We start from the raw sequence: 17,446 nt of genomic DNA, 5'->3' as shown, positions 1-17,446 counted from the left end.
CCCCGTGGCCCATGCGCGGAGTAGCCTGATGCGCCCTATCTTCATCAACGTCGGCGAGCGGACCAACGTCACCGGCTCGGCCAAGTTCCGCAAACTGATCGTCGAAGGCGACTACACGGCCGCGCTGGACGTCGCGCGCCAACAGGTCGAGGCGGGCGCCCAGATCATCGACGTCAACATGGACGAGGGGCTGCTGGACGGCGTCGTCGCCATGCGGACCTTCCTCAACCTGATCGCGGCCGAGCCCGATATCGCCCGCGTGCCGGTGATGATCGACTCCTCCAAATGGGAGGTGATCGAGGCGGGGTTGAAGTGCGTTCAGGGCAAGCCGATCGTCAACTCGATCTCGATGAAGGAGGGCGAGGCCGCCTTCCGTGAGCATGCGGTCAAATGCCTGCGCTACGGCGCCGCCGTCGTGGTCATGGCGTTCGATGAGGTCGGCCAGGCCGACACCGCCGCCCGCAAAATCGAGATCTGCACCCGCGCCTATCGCATCCTGGTGGACGAGGTCGGCTTCCCGCCCGAGGACATCATCTTCGACCCCAACATCTTCGCGGTGGCGACGGGGATCGAGGAGCACGACAACTATGCGGTCGACTTCGTCGAGGCGGTCAAGGTCATCAAGGCCACCCTGCCCTACGCCCGGATCAGCGGCGGGGTGTCGAACGTCAGCTTCAGCTTCCGCGGCAACGAGCCGGTGCGTCGGGCGATCCACAGCGTCTTCCTGTATCACGCCATCAACGCTGGCATGGACATGGGCATCGTCAACGCGGGCGACCTGCCCGTCTATGACACGCTCGACCCGGTGCTGCGCGAGGCCGTCGAGGACGTGATCCTGAACCGGCCGCAGCGGACCAACGTGTCCAACACCGAGCGGCTGGTGGACATGGCGCCCAACTACAAGGGCGAGAAGGGCGCCGCCAAGGTCGTGGACCTGAAATGGCGCGAGGCCCCCGTCGGCAAGCGGATCGAACACGCCCTGGTCAACGGCATCACCGAGTTCATCGAGGCCGACACCGAGGAGGCGCGCCTGGGCGTCGAGCGGCCTCTGCATGTCATCGAAGGCCCGCTGATGGACGGAATGAACGTGGTCGGCGACCTGTTCGGCTCGGGCAAGATGTTCCTGCCCCAGGTGGTGAAGTCCGCCCGCGTGATGAAACAGGCCGTGGCCTGGCTCGAACCCTTCATGGAGGCCGAGAAGGCGGGCAAGCCGCGCGAGCAGGCCGGCCGCATCCTGATGGCCACCGTCAAGGGCGACGTCCACGACATCGGCAAGAACATCGTCGGCGTCGTGCTGCAGTGTAACAACTACGAGGTCATCGACCTGGGCGTCATGGTCCCGGCCGACCGCATCCTCGACGCCGCCGTCGAGCACAAGGTGGACATCGTCGGCCTGTCCGGACTGATCACGCCGTCGCTGGACGAAATGGTCTTCGTGGCGCGGGAGATGGAGCGGCGGGGCTTCGACATTCCCCTGCTGATCGGCGGCGCCACCACCAGCCGGACCCATACGGCGGTTAAGATCGAGCCGGCCTATCATCGCGGCTCCACCACCTATGTCGTCGACGCCAGCCGTGCCGTGGGCGTGGTCTCGGGCTTGCTGTCGCCGACGGAAAAGGCCAACAACGAGAAGGCCACGCGCGACGAATACATCCGCATCCGCGAACAGTATGCACGCGGTCAGGAGGTCAAGGCGCGCGCCAGCCTGGTCGAGGCCCGGGCCAACCGGTTCAAGGTCGATCCGGCCGCGCCCATGCCGGGCAGGCCGGCCTTCATCGGGGTCAAGGCGTTCGACGCCTGGGATCTGGCCGACCTGGCCGATCACATCGACTGGACGCCCTTCTTCGCCAGCTGGGAGCTGATCGGCCGCTATCCGCAGATCCTGGAGGACGAGATCGTCGGCGAGGCCGCGCGCGACCTGTTCAAGGACGCCCAGGCCATGCTGAAGCGGATCATCGACGAGAAGTGGTTCACGGCGAAGGGCGTCGTCGGCTTCTGGCCCGCCAACGCCGTCGGCGACGACGTGGCCGTCTACGCCGACGAAGGCCGCACCGAAGAAATCGCCCGCTTCCACACCCTGCGCCAGCAGATCAAGAAGGCGAACGGCAAGCCGAACCTGGCCCTCAGCGACTTCGTGGCCGAGACGGGTCAGGACTATATCGGCGCCTTCGCCGTCACCGCCGGTCATGGCGAGCTGGAGGTCGCCAAGCGGTTCAAGGACGCCGGCGACGACTATTCCGCTATCCTGGCCACCGCCCTGGCCGACCGGCTGGCGGAAGCCTTCGCCGAGCGGCTTCACAAGGAGGTCCGGGTCGGCCTGTGGGGCTACGCCGCCGACGAGACGGCCTCGGTGCAAGACCTGATCGAGGAGAAGTACCAGGGCATCCGCCCCGCTCCCGGCTATCCGGCCCAGCCGGACCACACCGAGAAGGCGACCCTGTTCCGCCTGCTGGACGCCGGAAACAACGCCGGCATGGCCCTGACCGAGAGCTTCGCCATGACGCCGCCGGCCTCGGTGTCCGGCCTGTATTTCGGCCATCCGGGCAGCCACTACTTCGGCGTCGGCAAGATCGATCTGGATCAGGTCGAGGACTACGCCCGCCGCAAGGGCTGGGACGTCGAGACCGCCGAACGCTGGCTGTCGCCGATCCTGAACTATGAGCCCGGACAGGCCGCGCGGGTCACCGCCGCATAAAAAAGACTGAAAACTCAAAATCGGCTCAAAATTGCGATCCGACGACGACATAACCGCGTAATCTATCCCTGAGGCCATCCGGCTTCAGGGGTGGGCGGGACATGCCGGGATCGACGGACAAGACGGGAGACGACCGCCCGGCCGGTTGGCACTGGACCGATTATTGGGCTGCCGGGCGGCAGGACGTCATGACGGTCGATGGCGCCGGTCAGGGCGCGGGCGCCGACACGCTACACCTCTGGGCGGACTGGCTTTCGGCCCTCCCCGACGGGGCGTCGATTCTGGACCTCGCGACCGGCAGCGGCCAGATTCCGCGCCACGCCCTGACCGTGGCCGGGACGACCGGAAAGGCCTTCCATGTTTTCGGCGTGGACTATGCCGACCTGAAGCCCGATCCCAGGCTTGAGGCGGCCGGCGTCGTGTTGACGGGCGGGGTGCGGCTGGAGCGGCTCCCCTTTCCGGACGGCCGTTTCGATGCGGTGACCTCGCAGTACGGCATCGAATACGCCGACCAGGGCGAGGCTCTGGACGAAGCGGGGCGCGTCCTGGCCCCCGGCGGCGTCGCCTGCATGCTGATCCACCACGCCGACAGCGAGATCACCCGTCAGGCGGTTCTTCGCCTGAACGCCTATGACGCGGTGATGGGCGACGGCGAGGCCCTGCAACTGGGCCGACGGGCCTTCGCCATACGCATGACCGATCCGGAGGGGCCCGAGGCGGAGGCCAGCGGTCGCGCCTTCCGCCAGGCAATTCTGGACCTGGCCCGCAGAACGAGGCCGACACCGCCGTTCGCCACCGTTCGCTACCTCGTCACCTACCTCAATGATCTGGCCATGGGGGTGGATCGGTTCAGCCCGCCCAGCGCGCTGGAGCGCCTGGACGGCTTCGAGCGCGGCAACGCGGCCTGGCGCGAACGTCAGGCGTGCCAGGTGGGGTCGGCCCTGACGCGGGACGGCGTCAACGGCTTCATCGCCCGGGCGAGGCAGGCCGGCCTGTCCTCGACCAGCCTTACCGAAGCCCATGACGACCGGGGCGGGCTGATCGGATGGCTGGCCAAGTTCGAGCGGGCCGGCAGCGCGGCCTGAGCGTCTTCGGAGCTTTAAGGGGCCGTGGGGCGGCCCTGGTCGTCAAGGCCGACGTCGGAGAGCGTGGCCGGTGGGGTCGTGACATTGGCGCGGATGCGGCGGGCGGCGTGTTCGCAACGTCCGGGCAGGCCGAAGAAAAGGCCGAAGGACTGGCTGCGGAGCTTCTCGTCCGTCTGGGCCATCAGCGGCGTCCACATGGCGGCGGCTTCGGCCGCTGCGGCATCGGCAGCCGCCCGCGTCGCGGCCGACTGGCGCGGTGCGGCCTCGGCCAGGGCTGAGCGGAAGTCGGCGGCCTCGAGCCTGCCCAGTCGAATGATCTCCAGATCCAGAGGGTCGCGGTCGGTCAGGGTCTCGCCCAGACGCACATGGCCGGACACGAGCGCGTCGCACCAGGCGACCAGGGGATAGTCCTGTTCCGGGGCGCCCCGCGGCATGGGGGCCTCATAGGCCAGGGCCTCGCGCAGCCGAACCTGGGCCGCCGTTTCGGCCTCGCGCCTGGCCCCGGTCACGATGGGTCCGTCCTGAGGGGCAGACACCTGGAGGGCGGCGGCGAGGAGAAGCGAAGTCAGCATGTCTGGGTCCGTGAGGTGGGGCTGGAAGGCAGCGAAGCCCTTGAACGCCTGAAGCCCGGCAATGGTTTTTCTGCGGCGCCGCTTTCACGAAAAAGGGCGGCGGACCCGAAGATCCGCCGCCCCAGTTTTCAGATCGTCCGGCCAGAAGGCCGAAGGACTTAGAAGTTGGCGGTCACACCCATGAAGATGTAACGGCCCAGCGCATCATAAAGCTGCGGATAGGTGTTGCCGTTACCGCCGGTGCCGGCCGCGACCGACAGAGGCGGATCGGTGTCGAACACGTTGTTGATGCCGATGCGAGCCGAGACGTTGTCCCGGATCTGCCAGTTGGCCGCGAGGTCGAAGTAGTTCATCGCGTCCAGCGTCGAGTCGAGGCGACCCGCGACAGCACCGGTCAGGCTCGAGCCGAAGTCGACCTCGCTGTAGTAGCGCCAGGTGCCAGACACATCCACGTTCCAAGGCGACTGCCAGGTGATGCGGGCGCGGTGACGCCATTCGGGGTTCGGAACACCGCACTGGGCCGAGCCGTAGAAGCCGACGCAGTCATAGACGGAGCTGGCGGTGCCCGTCCCGGAATCGGTTTCCAGGGTGTTCAGCCAGGTGCCGACGAAGCCGAAGCCCAGTTGGCCCCAACCCGAGACGCCCCAGTCTTCCAGATCGACCGAGTAGCCCGAGTTGATGTCGATACCGCTCGTCTGCAGGCCGCCGATGTTGATCGACAGGTTTTCGACGTAGCCGGTGCCGACCCACAGGGAGCCGTTGGCGTTCCGGTTAAGCCGGCCGCAGGCCGCCGGGTCGTTGTCGCGGTAGCAGAGGTCGATCGTGTTGGCGGCGCCGACCGAGGAGATCAGGCCGTCGACCTGGATGTCGAAGTAGTCGACCGACAGGTTGAAGCGCGGCAGGAACGACGGGGTCGCCACGAAGCCGAACGTGATGGTGTCCGACTCTTCGGCTTCCAGGTTCGGGTTGCCGCCCGTGATCTGGTTGTACTGACCGGCCGGGCTGTTCAGAGCGGCGTTGCCGTACAGGGCCGCGGGAACGCCGGTGGCCGTGCACTGGGCCAGGGTGGCGGTGCGCGACGGTCCGCAGGGATCGCCGGTGCTCAGGTCGAACAGACCGAAGCCCTGGGCGGCGAACAGTTCCAGCACGTTCGGCGCACGAACGGCGCGCGAGTAGCTGGCCCGCAGACGCAGATCCTCGATCGGGGCGTAGTCGGCGCCGACCTTGTAGGTGTCCGTCGAGATGTTGGCGTACTCGGAGTGACGATAGGCGGCGTCGACCGAGGCCGAGTAGGCCCAGGACTGACCGTCAGCCAGCGGGATCTGGATTTCACCGAACAGGTCGGTCACGTCCACGGAACCCGTCACGCCGATCGTCGGGCCGCCCTGACCGGCGCCGTCGCCGGTGGCGAAGGCGGCGTCCGTGGTCGAACCGAGGTAGTCGCGACGATATTCGGCGCCGAAGGCGAGCTTGACGCCCGAAGCGGCGTAGGGCGACTGGATGCCGTACTGGCCGAGGTCGCCGGTGATGGCGGCCGTCACGACCTGCTGCGTCGTCTCACCGGTCTGGACCAGCGGGATCTGCAGGTAGTCGAGGGCTTCCTGGGTCACGCCGCCCAGGGCGAAGACGTCGTAGGGGACGCAGCTCGGGTCCGTACCATCGACCACCGAACGGCAGGTCGGCACGCCGCCGACGCTGACGACGTCGGTGGCGCGGATCAGGCGCGTGACCGAGAAGTCGTTGAGGTAGGTCCGCGACAGGCGAACGCGCGAGAACTGCGCGGCCAGGTCGTAGTTCCAGCCCTCGGTGATCAGACCGCGAACGCCGACGACGGCGCGGTAGGATTCGTAGTTCAGCGAGTCCTGACGACCGCCGCCCTCGACGTTACGACGACCGATGTAGAAGGGAACGCGACCGCCCGAAGCGACCAGGGCCGGCGTACAACCGATGACGCCGCGCTGTTGGGTCGACAGCAGAGGGTTGTCGCAGTTGATCGTGTCGGCGTTGAAGAACGAGCCCGAGGGCGCGATCTGGGCGACCGACGAATAGTCGTTGAACATCAGCTGGGTGAAGACCTCAGCATGCTCATTGATCTCGTAGCGGCCGAAGGCGCCGAGGGTGTAACGCTCGTCGGGACGCTGGTAGTAGTTGATCGGGCCGTAGTTGTAGGCGTTCACGTCGCCGACATACGGGATGAAGGTCCGGTTCGGGCCGACGGTGTAGGCATAGTTCACGTAGTCCGTGAACTGGCCGGGGAACGAGGTGCCCGAGCCGCCGCACGCATAGGTCGTCGGGCGAGCGGCGACCGGGTTGGCGATCGTACAGGCCGAATAGTCGCGGCCGGCTTGCAGGATCGGGTTGTTGTTGCGGTAGCCGGCGTAGGCCAGCAGGTTGCCCTTGCCGTCCGGCGAGGAGACACCCATCGTCAGGGTGACTTCGCGGCTTTCGCCGTCCTGGACGTTGTCGTCGGGCAGGACGAACTGCGACGGGTTGGTGGCGGCGCGACGCTGGATTTCAGCGCGCAGGTTGCCCACGCCGTCATAGTCGTTGTTGTGCTGATAGAAGCCGTACTGGGCGTCGATCTGAACGCCCTCGAACTCCTTCTTCATGATGAAGTTCACGACGCCGGCGACGGCGTCCGAACCGTAGACGGCCGAGGCGCCGCCGGTCAGGACTTCAACACGCTCGACCAGCTGGCCGGGGATCTGGTTCAGGTCGGCGGCCGAGTCGTTCGGCGAGCCATAACCCATGCGGCGACCGTCGATCAGCACAAGGGTGCGGTCCGAGCCGAGGTTGCGCAGCGAAACCGTGGCGGTGCCGGAGGCGCCGTTCGACACGGTCGAGTTCTGCGAGGCGAAGGCCTGCGGCAGCTGGGTGATCAGGTCCTCGACCCGGGTCACGCCCGCGACGTCGATGTCTTCGCCCGTCACCTGGGTGACCGGGCTGGTGGTCACCAGGTTGGCCTGCGGAATGCGCGAGCCGGTGACGACGATCTCGGCGACTTCATCCGCGGCCGGTTCCTGGTCTTGCGCCATGGCCGGAGCGGCGAAGGCGAGCATGGCCGCGCCGGTAATGATGGTCGTCGCCAGAAGGCGCTGACGCGTGGGTTGGGTTCTCAAGGATCGTTCTCCTGATGTTCAGCGTATCCGGTGGATCCGGACCGCCTCTTGACCGCAGTTTTTCCGCAAACGCGATTCGACCTCATGGTTCTTTCGCGTGCTGCCACACGTTAGGCGCCATCATCCGTATTGCGCCACAGCAATTACATCCTCGTAATCAACTCGACGCAGGACTGTCGTATTCAGGCCACGTTTCGGCGTAACGGCAAGACAACACCGGGCGGCGTGACGGATGGCGGAGGCCGCGTCGGCGTGGCAAGGTCGATGTCGAGCCATCCAACCGCGAGCCGACATGCACAATCCGTCCCTGCGCCTGACCCTGTCCCTCGGCGTCGTTGCGACCGCCGGCGTTGCGACCGCCCAGACCGTTCCGGCGACGCGGCCGGAAATCCTGGATCGGGTGGTGGCCTGCCGCCAGATCACGACCGAAGCGGCCCGGCTGGCCTGCTACGATGAGGCCGTGGGCACGCTGGATCAGGCCCAGCGCCAGGGCGACGTGGTCGTGGTCGACCGCAACCAGGTGCGCGAGGCGCGGCGCCAGCTGTTCGGCTTCCAGATGCCCAGCATCACCCTGTTCGATCAGGGGGAGAGGCCCGAATCCGTGGACTCGATCGAAACCACCCTGGTCCGGGCGGGACAGTACGCCGAGGGCAAGTGGGTCTTCACCCTGGCCGACGAGAGCGTGTGGCGTCAGATCGACAGCGAACGGGTCAACTTCCGCAATCGCCCCGGCGAGGCGGTGCGGGTGCGGCGCGCGGCAATGGGCAGCTATCTGATGACCATCGGCTCCAGCCGCGCCGTGCGCGTGCGCAGACAATAGGCCCGGACATGTCCTTTCGATCCCTGGAACCCCACGTCTTCGTCGCCGGCCAGATCGGCGTCGAGGATCTCGACGAGGCCGTGGCGATGGGCGTGCGTTACGTCGTCAGCAACCGTCCCGACGGCGAGGAGCCGGGCCAGATCAGCGCGGACGAGCTTGCCGCAGAGGCCGCGGGTCGAGGCCTGAACTTCGTGCACGCCCCGGCGCGGGGCATGCCCGGCCCCGAGGTCGTGGAGGCGGTGGAGACGGTTCTGTCCACCGGCGAGCCCGTGCTGCTGTTCTGCAAGTCCGGCATGCGGTCGACGGTCGCCTGGGCGCTGGCGTCGGCGCGCTCGGGCCGATTGAGCCGCGACGAGGTTGTCGCGGCCGCGGCCGCCGCCGGCTATGACGTGGCGGCCCTGCCCCTCGGCTGAGGCCGCTTATCGGTCGATCGCGACCCGCACGGCGTAGGGGACGGGCTCGGGATCGCCGCAGGAGGCCACCACCAGCTGCACCGCCATGAGACACAGCAGGGCCGCCGCGATGGGCTGGAGCCGATTTGAGACACCATAGATGATCGACTGGGCCACGAAACGCGCTCCGAACGGTGTTTACGTTTCGTTAAGGCAAGAGCCGGGCCAGAGGGCGGGAGTTGAGCGATGATCCCCTTCGTGCGTGATTTCGACTTCGCCTGGGGCCGGCGGGACCAGGTCTCGCCCCTGATCCAGCGGGTGATCGCCGAGAATCCCGGGCCCTTCACCTTCACCGGCACGGGGACCTACATCGTCGGCCGCGACGCGCCCGGAGCGCGGGTGGCCGTGATCGACCCCGGCCCGCTGGACGAGGCGCACCTTGAGGCCCTGCTGGCGGCGGTGGCGAGCCGGACGGTCAGCCATGTGCTGGTGACCCACACCCACCGCGACCACTCTCCCCTCGCCCGCCCCTTCGCCGAGGCGACGGGCGCGACAATCCTGGCCGCCGAACCACCGCCGGTCGTGATTCACGCCTCGGGTCCCAGCGAGGAAGGCGACGACGACGGCTTCGCGCCGGATGTCGTCCTGAGCGGCGGGGAGATCATCGAGGGCGACGGCTGGACGATCGAGGCCCTGGCGACGCCGGGCCACGCCTCGAACCACATGGCCTTCGTGCTGAAGGAGGAGAACGCCCTGTTCTGCGGCGACCATGTCATGGGCTGGTCCACCACGGTGGTGGCGCCGCCGGACGGAGACATGTCGGACTACATGGCCAGCCTGGATGAGGTGATCGCGCGGACGTTCGATGTCCTGTGGCCCACCCACGGCGCGCCGGTGACGGACCCGGCGCCCTTCCTGGCGGCTTACCGCGCGCATCGCGTGGCGCGGGAGGACCAGGTTCTGGCCCGACTGGCGGCGGGGGATGGCCGGATCGCGGAGATGATCCCGGTTCTCTACGCCGCCGTGGACCGCCGCCTATGGCCGGCGGCGTCCCTGTCGGTGCTGGCCCATCTCATCAAGCTGGTGCGCGAGGGCCGCGTGGCCGCCGACCCCGCCCCGAAGCTGGACGCGGCCTATTCCCTGACCTGAATATTCTCGAGGATCTTCGTGGCCAGACGGCAGGCCTCGCCCTCGTCTGACGGGCGATTGTCTCGCGCCGTCACGCGAACATCGGTGCGGCCCGGGCGAATGCGCAGAACGGCGTCATAGGTGCGCCCGAACCAGAAGCCGGTGCGAACCCCGTCCGCCCGCGCCACGCCGAGGCTGGAAATCTGGAATCCGGCCTGCTGCAGACCATAGCCGGCGACGCCCGGCGCGACCTGGGTCATGGCGGCCACGGCCCCGGGACAGGTCCCCGGATCAGCGCTCCAGCGATCGAGGGGTGGCGCCCCGACGGCGCGACGGGCCTGCATGACGCCGTCGCGGAAGCCGGGCGGATCCTCGGCGTTGGTCAGGACGTCCGGGCGGGAGGTCGCCGTGCGCGCCTGCTGGAAATGGTGGGCGAAGACGCCGAGGGTCGCGACGGCCGCCACGACCGCCAGGGCCGCCGGGATCCAGCCGCCCCGCCCTGCGCCACGCCAGGCCCAGACCGAGACGGCCGCCGCGACCGCCCCGAGCCAAGACAGAACCCAGGCGATCTTCAGGGTGATCAGGTCCAGCGCGGTCTCGAGCGAAATCAGGCCCAATCGCAGGGCGACGACGGCGAGGAAGACCACAAGGGGCGAAACAACCGCGCCCGCGAAACCCAGCCAGGCCAGGCGATAGCGGGACTGCTGGCGGGCTTGGGAAATCTGAAGATCGGCCATGCCCATACGATAGCCTCGCCGCCCCGGCCCTGCCACCCCACGGTGGAACGAAGTCAGCGCCCGTCGAGTCGTCGCCCCAGCACCGCGACCGACTGGGCCTCCAACCCGAGGGCCGCGTAGAACTTCATGGCTTCGGCATTGTCGGACCGCACCATCAACTGGATCTTGGGTGCGCCGCGCGCGGCCAGCCACGTCTCCGCCGCCTGCATGAGGGCGCGACCGAGGCCCGAACGGCGCTGCGCCGGATCGACGGCGACATAATAGACCCAGCCCCTGTGGCCATCGAAACCCGTCATGATGCTGGCCGTCACCGGGTCGCCACAGATCAGGACGGTCGACCCCGCTGACGCGAGGGCCAGGTCGAAGTCGGCGTCAGGGTCATTCCACGGCCGGGTCAGGCCGCAGGCGCGCCACAGGGCGACCACAGCATCGCGGTCGCCGGGCCCGGCCGCGCGGATCGCGCTCATCCGATCTGGGCGCGGCGCCGCAGCAGGGCGTCGGCGAGGACGCAGGCGGCCATGGCCTCGACCACCGGCACGCCGCGCAGGGCGACGCAGGGGTCATGCCGCCCCTTGGTCCTGAGGTCCGTCTCTGCCCCGTCGCGGGTCACGGTCTGGCGCAGGGTCAGAATGGACGAGGTCGGCTTGAAGGCCACGCGCAGGGTGATCGGCTGGCCGGTCGAAATCCCGCCCAGAACGCCGCCCGCCTTGTTCGAGAGGAAGACCGGGCGGCCGTCCGCGTCCAGCCGCATCTCGTCGGCGTTCTCCTCGCCCGACAACTCGGCGGCGCCGAAGCCGGCGCCGATCTCCACGCCCTTGACGGCGTTGATGGACATCATGGCCGCGGCCAGTTCGGCGTCCAGCTTGCCGTAGAGAGGCGCGCCCCAGCCGACCGGCACGCCCGTGACCTCCAGCCCCACCACGGCGCCGATGGAGGAGCCGGCCTTACGGACCCCGTCCAGATACGCCTCCCACCCCGGGACGACCTGCATGGAGGCGGCGTAGAGCGGATTGTGGTTGACCGCGTCGAAGTCGAGAGCCTCCGGCGCGATGCGATGCGGACCCAGCTGGACCACGCCCGCGCGGATGCGGACACCCTCCCCCAGCACACGCCGCGCTACGGCCCCGGCGGCGACCCGGCTGGCGGTCTCCCGCGCGGAGGAGCGGCCGCCGCCACGGTGATCGCGGACGCCGTACTTCTCCTGATAGACATAGTCGGCGTGGCCAGGCCGATAGGCGCGGGCGATCTCGCCGTAGTCCTTGGAGCGCTGATCCTCGTTCTGGATCTCGATGGCGATGGGGGTTCCGGTGGTGACCGGGCCGTCACCGTCGTCGAAGACGCCGGACAGGATGCGGGCCGTGTCGCTCTCGTTCCTCTGGGTGACGAAGCGGCTGCCGCCAGGCTTCCTGCGGTCCAGCCAGGGCTGGATGTCGGCCTCCGTCAGAGGGATCAGGGGCGGACAGCCGTCGATGACGCAGCCGATCGCCGGGCCGTGGCTCTCGCCCCAGGTCGTCACGCGAAACAGATGGCCGAAGGTGTTGTGGGACATGTCGGCCCTCGCTCTAGGCCGCGAGGCGTTCCGGCGTCCAGACCTTGGTGAAGCGCGCCAGCAGATGTTCGGCTGCGGACGGCGCGTCCTCGACCGGGTTCAGGCTGACGAAGAGATGGCCCGCCGCGCGTTTGCCGCGCGCCGGCAGACCCAAATCCCGCAGCCGTAGCCGAACCGACGGCGACAGCCCCGGCGTGATCCAGGCGCTGCGCGCTCCGGCGTGGGTCTGGATCTCCAGCCGCCCGCCTTCGCTCAGAATCCGCCGCCCGACCGGCGCGGCCATGTAGATGTCGTCGCCGATGACCGTCAGGCCGTCCGCGACCCGGATCAGGACCGGCAGATAGAGGTCGCCCCCGTCGGCCGCCCCGCCCCGCAGCCGGACATGATCGCCGGTGCGGAGGCCGGCAGGGGTGCAGACCCGCAGGCGACGGCCGCCCAGACGCACCTCGACCGTTCCGCCGGCCACGGCCTGAAGCGGCGTCAGGCCCACGGCCGGCAAGGGCGCCGGGCGGGCGGTGGTTGCGCGCGGCGCGGCCAGGGCGGGATGGGCGGGCACGGACGCCTGGATCAGTCGGGCGGCGGCGATGACGCGACGAAACCGCTCGGCGTCTCCGCCCGGCATGTCGGGCCGGGCCGCCTTGACGGCCTTGCGGAAGGCCGTTTTCAGCGCCTCGTCGCCCACAGGTCCGTCCAGACCCAGCAGGCGATAGCATTCCAGCAGGGTCAGCGCCCCTTGGGCCGACGGCGAAGCGTTCATGCCCGATGATTGGTTTGATTATGGTCAAGGCGAGGTTAACCGTGCCGATTTAGCGCACACCCGGTTTCAGCCGCCCGCCGCCGGCTGTATGGACGACCGCATGACCGCTCCCGTGATCCCGCCCAGCCCCAGTCGCGAGGACTACGCCCGCGACTACGCCGCCGCCCTGGCCGCCAACGGCGACGAGACCCTGATCGACCGTCCCGATCCGTTCGGACCCTTCATCGGATGGCTGGAGGACGCCCGGCGGCATGAGCCGAACGACGCCAACGCCATGTCCCTGGCCACCATCGACGCCGGGGACGCGCCGGACTGCCGGATCGTCCTGCTCAAGGACGTCGATGCTCGCGGCTTCACCTTCTATTCCAACGCCGAGAGCGCCAAGGGTCGGCAGCTTGCGGCCCACGCCTCGGCCGCGCTGGTGTTTCACTGGAAGAGCCTGAGGCGACAGGTCCGCGTGCGCGGCGTCGTGGAGCCAGTCTCTGAGGCCGAGGCCGACGCCTATTTCGCCACGCGCGCCCGCGAAAGCCGCATCGGCGCCTGGGCCTCGGACCAGTCCCGTCCTCTGCCGGATCGGGCGACGCTGGAGACGGCGGTCGGACGCGAGACCGCCCGGTTCGAGGGCGAGGACGTGCCGCGCCCCGAACGCTGGACCGGCTGGCGGGTGGTCCCCTCCGCTGTCGAGTTCTGGCGCGACCGGCCCTTCCGCCTGCACGACCGCATCCTGTTCGAGCGCGACGGCGATGGATGGGCGCGGCGACGGCTCTGGCCCTGACAGGACCGCTGCCCCTCAGACGCCGTAGCGGGCCAGGAAGGTCTCCACTGCATCCGCCGCGATTTGCGGGATGGGTCGGGCCGGATGGATCTCGTCCCCGGTCACCAAAGGCATGAAGAAGACGGGGTGTTCCACCATCCCCATCAGCTGTCCGGCCGCCCACGACGGCTTGTCGACGCGCAGTTCGCCCGTCGCGACCAGATCGGCCAGCACCCCGATCAGAGGCGCGCCGAAATCGGCCCTGCCCCGCTCGAAGAAGGCCATCGCGACGTCACGGAACCGGGGCCGCTCGGCCATGACGAGGCGGAAGACCGACCGCACGAAGGCGTCGCCCATGAACTCCGCATAGGCGGTGGCGAAGGCGGTCAGCCGCTCCCGCGCCGAGCCGGACGTGGCGCCGACGTCACGCATCCGCTGGGCGAAATCATCGGAGGCGTCGGCGATCACCGCGTCGAACAGATGATCCTTGGAGGGGAAGTAGCCGTAGAGGGTGGCGGTCGAGACGCCGGCGGCGCGGGCCACAGGCTCGACCCGGGCGGCGGCGTAGCCGGAACTCATGAAGGCCTTGCGCGCCTGGGCGACGATGGCGACCCGACGCGGATCAAGCCGCTGCGCCTCCGGTTCCGCGCCCGCCGCCGTCCTTGCATCGTCCATGAGAGCCGCACCCCTGACCGGCAGACACTGTGGCAAAGCTGCGGCGTCCGCAAGGGCGCCCTCGGCCGTGCGCCTCAGTGACGGACCAGGGGCGCCAGCAGGGGGTGGGCCAGGACCGGCGCGGCCAGGCGGACCACGGCCTGGGGGTCTTCCAGACGCACGGCGGCGGTGGCGTCGGCGACGATGAAGTCGGCGTGGACCTTGGAGGGCTCGGTCAGGCGCTCATGCCCCGGCCGGACGGTCAGCAGATACTGGTGGATGACGGATTCCGCCGTTCTGCCCCGCTCGCTCTGATCGCGCAGCAGGCGCCGGATGAAGCGGATGTCGGCGGGGGTGTCGACGAAGACCCGGATGTCGAACAGGGCGCTCAGCGAGGGGGTGCAGAGCAGATGGGTGCCCTCCACGATCACCACCGGCGCCGAGGCGATCGGCTCCCCACCCGGTTCACGACCATGGTGGATGAAGGAATAGATCGGGGCGACAATGTCCCGGCCGGCCTTCAGGGCCTTCAAGTCGGCCTCCAGAAGAACGTGATCCCGCGCCGCCACGTCGTCGAAGTCGAAGGTGTCGGCGTCGAAGTCGGGCAGGCTGGCGGCGTCGCGGTAGTAGGAATCTTCGCGCAGCAGGACGGCCTGTCCGACATTCAGGCCCGTCACCAGGGCCTCGGCCAGGGTGCTCTTCCCCGAGCCCGATCCGCCCGTGATCGCGATCAGAATGGTCATCTCGGCCCCCTGAGTTCCGCAGCGGACCGGCGACCCGTGTCGCCGGCGTCCGTCGCAGACGGTCGCCTAGATAGTCGGCCCCGCCCTGCCTGGCCAAGAGCCGATTCAACGTGACCCTGCGTCACGTTGCTTATCGACGTTCACCTAGATAGCGTGATCCCAAGCGCCGCATTCAGCCGGTGCATGATCCGAGGAAATGTAGATGTTTGGACTGATGCAGGACTGGCCGCTGACGGTCGACAAAATCCTGGACCACGCGAAGAACTGGCACGGCAAGCGCGAGGTCGTGACCCGTTCGGTCGAAGGCCCCATCGTCCGCACCACCTACGCCGACATCCACGACCGGGCCAAGAAGGTGTCGAACGCCCTGATCGCCTGGAACATCAAGCCCGGCGACCGGGTGGCCACCCTGGCCTGGAACACCGGCCGCCACGTCGAGGCCTGGTATGGCGTCATGGGCATCGGGGCGGTCTGCCACACCCTGAACCCGCGCCTGTTCCCGGAACAGCTCATCTACATCATCAACCACGCCGAAGACCGGATCCTCTTCGTCGACCTGACCTTCGTGCCGTTGCTGGAAGCGATCCTGCCCCACTGTCCGTCTGTGGAACGGGTCGTGGTGATGACCGACGAAGCGCACATGCCGGCGACCAGGCTGCCGCGCGCGGAATGCTATGAGGCGGTTCTCGACCAGGCCTCGGCCGATGTGACCTGGGGCGGGTTCGACGAGAACACCGCCTGCGGCCTCTGCTACACCTCGGGCACGACGGGAAATCCCAAGGGCGTCCTCTATTCCCACCGCTCCAACTTCCTGCACACCCTGATCACCCTGCAGGCCACGATCATGGCGGCCTCGCCCAATGAGGTGGTCCTGCCGGTGGTGCCGATGTTCCACGCCAACGCCTGGGGCATCGCCTTCTCCGGCCCGGCCGCCGGCGCCAAGTTGGTCATGCCGGGCGCCAAGATGGACGGGGAGTCGATCTACGAACTGCTGGAGACCGAGGGCGTGACCTTCTCGGCCGCAGTGCCCACCGTCTGGCAGGGGCTGCTGGCCCACCTGCGCCAGAACAATCTCAAGCTCTCGACCGTCAAACGCGTGCTGATTGGCGGTTCGGCCGTGCCGGAAAGCCTGATCCGCGCCTTCCACGACGAGTTCGGCATCGAGGTGATGCAGGGCTGGGGCATGACCGAGACCTCGCCGGTCGGCAGCCTGTCGAACATGACCCCCGAACTGGCCGCCCTGCCCTTCGAGGAACAGCTGAAATGGCGCACCAAACAGGGCACCCCGCCCCTGGGCGTCGAGCTGAAGATCAAGAATGTGGCCGGTCAGGACCTTCCGCACGACGGCCACACCTATGGGCGACTGATGGTGAAGGGGCCGACCATCGCCGGCGCCTATTTCCGCTCTGACGAGAAGATCCTGGATCACGAGGGCTTCTTCGACACCGGCGACGTCTCCACCGTGGACGACCACGGCTTCATGCAGATCACCGACCGGGCCAAGGACGTCATCAAGTCCGGCGGCGAATGGATTTCCTCCATCGAGATCGAGAACATCGCCGTTGGCCACCCCAAGGTGGAACTGGCCGCCGTGATCGGCGCGGCCCACCCGAAATGGGACGAGCGGCCCGTTCTGGTCGTCAAGCTCAAGCCCGGCGAGCCCCAGGACAGGCAGGAGCACCTGGACTTCCTGGTGGGCAAGATCGCCAAATGGTGGATGCCCGATGACGTGGTCTTCGTGGACGACATCCCGCTGGGCGCCACCGGCAAGGTCGACAAGAAGCTGATCCGCGAACGGATGAAGGACTACGTCCTGCCGACAGCGGCCTGAACAATGGGCGCGCCGTGGCTTGATGGTCACGGCGCGTCGCCGTTTCACCGACCTCACGACAGGGTTACCCGCCGTTCACTCTCGAGCCGCTAGAGCGAGGGGTCCGGAGAACCATGCCATGAAGATCGTGTCGCGCGCCGCCGCCCTTTCCGCCCTGCTGGCCGGGTCGCTGATGCTGCAGGGCTGCCTCGTCGGCGCCGTGGTCGGAACCACCGCCGCTGTCGTCGGTACAGGGGTCAAGGCGACGGGTGCCGTGGTCGGCGCGGGCGTGGACGCCGTCACGACCTCCGACGAGGAAACCAAGGCCCGGCGCGAGCGCGAGCAGCGCGACTGGGAGCGCGAACAGCGCCGCTGCGAGCAACGCCAGCGCGAAGGCAAACGCTGCTAGGCAGAGACTCTCCCCGGCCGCAAAAGGTCTGCGGGCCGCGCTGTCGGTCTCACGTGCAGGCGCGGCCTGAACGCTTGGAAAGCGGCCAAGCTAGAGGTCAAGCAAGGATGGGCCGCCGACGTTGTGGTCGAGCCGGCTAGCTGCCAATGTGCCAAGACACATGAGCACGCTGAGAGTTTTACAAATGCTGCCGCTAGCCATCGCGCTACTTGTCGCGTGCCA

The 17,446-nt window shown here is 68.3% G+C and carries 17 protein-coding genes; 8 read left to right on the top strand and 9 right to left on the bottom strand.

Features of this window, described 5'->3' with window-relative positions; genetic code table 11:
* Positions 1-28 precede the first annotated feature (28 nt).
* Both metH and ACT6QK_RS08290 read left to right on the top strand, forming a co-directional pair.
* Positions 29-2,695, top strand: coding sequence for a methionine synthase (gene metH, locus ACT6QK_RS08295; protein WP_444597355.1), 2,667 nt, complete (start codon positions 29-31; stop codon positions 2,693-2,695).
* 101 nt (positions 2,696-2,796) lie between these two features.
* Complete coding sequence (locus tag ACT6QK_RS08290) at positions 2,797-3,780, top strand: class I SAM-dependent methyltransferase (RefSeq protein ID WP_444597354.1); 984 nt, start codon at positions 2,797-2,799, stop codon at positions 3,778-3,780.
* Between the two features lie 14 nt (positions 3,781-3,794).
* Here ACT6QK_RS08290 and ACT6QK_RS08285 read toward each other — a convergent pair whose 3' ends face one another.
* Positions 3,795-4,352 carry a hypothetical protein gene (locus ACT6QK_RS08285; protein ID WP_444597353.1) on the bottom strand — a complete coding sequence of 186 codons (558 nt, stop codon included), beginning with the start codon at positions 4,350-4,352 and terminating at the stop codon, positions 3,795-3,797.
* Between the two features lie 158 nt (positions 4,353-4,510).
* Entirely contained in the window at positions 4,511-7,471 is a 2,961-nt protein-coding gene (locus tag ACT6QK_RS08280; protein WP_444597352.1) for a TonB-dependent receptor plug domain-containing protein, read from the bottom strand.
* Between the two features lie 292 nt (positions 7,472-7,763).
* On the opposite strand from ACT6QK_RS08280, the gene ACT6QK_RS08275 reads away from it, so the two are divergent.
* On the top strand, positions 7,764-8,291 hold the full coding sequence (locus ACT6QK_RS08275; protein ID WP_444597351.1) for a hypothetical protein: 528 nt from the start codon (positions 7,764-7,766) through the stop codon (positions 8,289-8,291).
* A gap of 8 nt (positions 8,292-8,299) precedes the next feature.
* Entirely contained in the window at positions 8,300-8,704 is a 405-nt protein-coding gene (locus ACT6QK_RS08270) for a TIGR01244 family sulfur transferase (RefSeq protein ID WP_444597350.1), read from the top strand.
* Between the two features lie 6 nt (positions 8,705-8,710).
* On the opposite strand, the gene ACT6QK_RS08265 is transcribed toward ACT6QK_RS08270, so the two are convergent.
* Positions 8,711-8,860: a hypothetical protein gene (locus tag ACT6QK_RS08265; protein WP_444597349.1), complete on the bottom strand. Its 150-nt coding sequence runs from the start codon at positions 8,858-8,860 to the stop codon at positions 8,711-8,713.
* 69 nt (positions 8,861-8,929) lie between these two features.
* Between ACT6QK_RS08265 and ACT6QK_RS08260 the strand changes: the two genes are divergently transcribed.
* On the top strand, positions 8,930-9,832 hold the full coding sequence (locus tag ACT6QK_RS08260; protein ID WP_444597348.1) for an MBL fold metallo-hydrolase: 903 nt from the start codon (positions 8,930-8,932) through the stop codon (positions 9,830-9,832).
* Here the strand turns inward: ACT6QK_RS08260 and ACT6QK_RS08255 are convergent.
* Genes ACT6QK_RS08255 through ACT6QK_RS08240 form a run of 4 tightly spaced genes read right to left on the bottom strand, consistent with a single transcriptional unit; the run spans position 9,817 to position 12,854 of the window.
* Positions 9,817-10,548 carry a hypothetical protein gene (locus tag ACT6QK_RS08255; protein WP_444597347.1) on the bottom strand — a complete coding sequence of 244 codons (732 nt, stop codon included), beginning with the start codon at positions 10,546-10,548 and terminating at the stop codon, positions 9,817-9,819. The genes ACT6QK_RS08260 and ACT6QK_RS08255 overlap by 16 nt on opposite strands.
* A gap of 53 nt (positions 10,549-10,601) precedes the next feature.
* On the bottom strand, positions 10,602-11,015 hold the full coding sequence (locus ACT6QK_RS08250) for a GNAT family acetyltransferase (protein WP_444597346.1): 414 nt from the start codon (positions 11,013-11,015) through the stop codon (positions 10,602-10,604).
* Positions 11,012-12,097 carry a chorismate synthase gene (gene aroC / locus ACT6QK_RS08245; protein ID WP_444597345.1) on the bottom strand — a complete coding sequence of 362 codons (1,086 nt, stop codon included), beginning with the start codon at positions 12,095-12,097 and terminating at the stop codon, positions 11,012-11,014. Before aroC ends, ACT6QK_RS08250 begins: the two co-directional genes overlap by 4 nt.
* Positions 12,098-12,110: 13 nt before the next feature.
* On the bottom strand, positions 12,111-12,854 hold the full coding sequence (locus ACT6QK_RS08240) for a DnaJ C-terminal domain-containing protein (protein WP_444597344.1): 744 nt from the start codon (positions 12,852-12,854) through the stop codon (positions 12,111-12,113).
* Between the two features lie 100 nt (positions 12,855-12,954).
* Here ACT6QK_RS08240 and pdxH point away from each other — a divergent pair, with 100 nt between their 5' ends.
* Positions 12,955-13,629, top strand: coding sequence for a pyridoxamine 5'-phosphate oxidase (gene pdxH, locus ACT6QK_RS08235; RefSeq protein ID WP_444597343.1), 675 nt, complete (start codon positions 12,955-12,957; stop codon positions 13,627-13,629).
* A gap of 15 nt (positions 13,630-13,644) precedes the next feature.
* Here the strand turns inward: pdxH and ACT6QK_RS08230 are convergent, their stop codons facing one another.
* Both ACT6QK_RS08230 and udk read right to left on the bottom strand, forming a co-directional pair.
* Entirely contained in the window at positions 13,645-14,283 is a 639-nt protein-coding gene (locus ACT6QK_RS08230) for a TetR/AcrR family transcriptional regulator C-terminal domain-containing protein (RefSeq protein ID WP_444597342.1), read from the bottom strand.
* Positions 14,284-14,357: 74 nt separating this feature from the next.
* On the bottom strand, positions 14,358-15,005 hold the full coding sequence (gene udk, locus ACT6QK_RS08225) for a uridine kinase (RefSeq protein ID WP_444597341.1): 648 nt from the start codon (positions 15,003-15,005) through the stop codon (positions 14,358-14,360).
* Between the two features lie 202 nt (positions 15,006-15,207).
* Between udk and ACT6QK_RS08220 the strand changes: the two genes are divergently transcribed.
* Both ACT6QK_RS08220 and ACT6QK_RS08215 read left to right on the top strand, forming a co-directional pair.
* Complete coding sequence (locus tag ACT6QK_RS08220) at positions 15,208-16,836, top strand: long-chain-fatty-acid--CoA ligase (RefSeq protein ID WP_444597340.1); 1,629 nt, start codon at positions 15,208-15,210, stop codon at positions 16,834-16,836.
* A gap of 118 nt (positions 16,837-16,954) precedes the next feature.
* On the top strand, positions 16,955-17,224 hold the full coding sequence (locus ACT6QK_RS08215; RefSeq protein WP_444591876.1) for a hypothetical protein: 270 nt from the start codon (positions 16,955-16,957) through the stop codon (positions 17,222-17,224).
* Positions 17,225-17,446 lie beyond the last annotated feature (222 nt).

Source organism: Brevundimonas sp. (genome assembly GCF_052436175.1).
Classification (GTDB): Bacteria; Pseudomonadota; Alphaproteobacteria; order Caulobacterales; family Caulobacteraceae; genus Brevundimonas.
The sequence above is the reverse complement of the archived record's forward strand: the minus strand, read 5'-3'. Positions and strand labels throughout refer to the sequence as shown.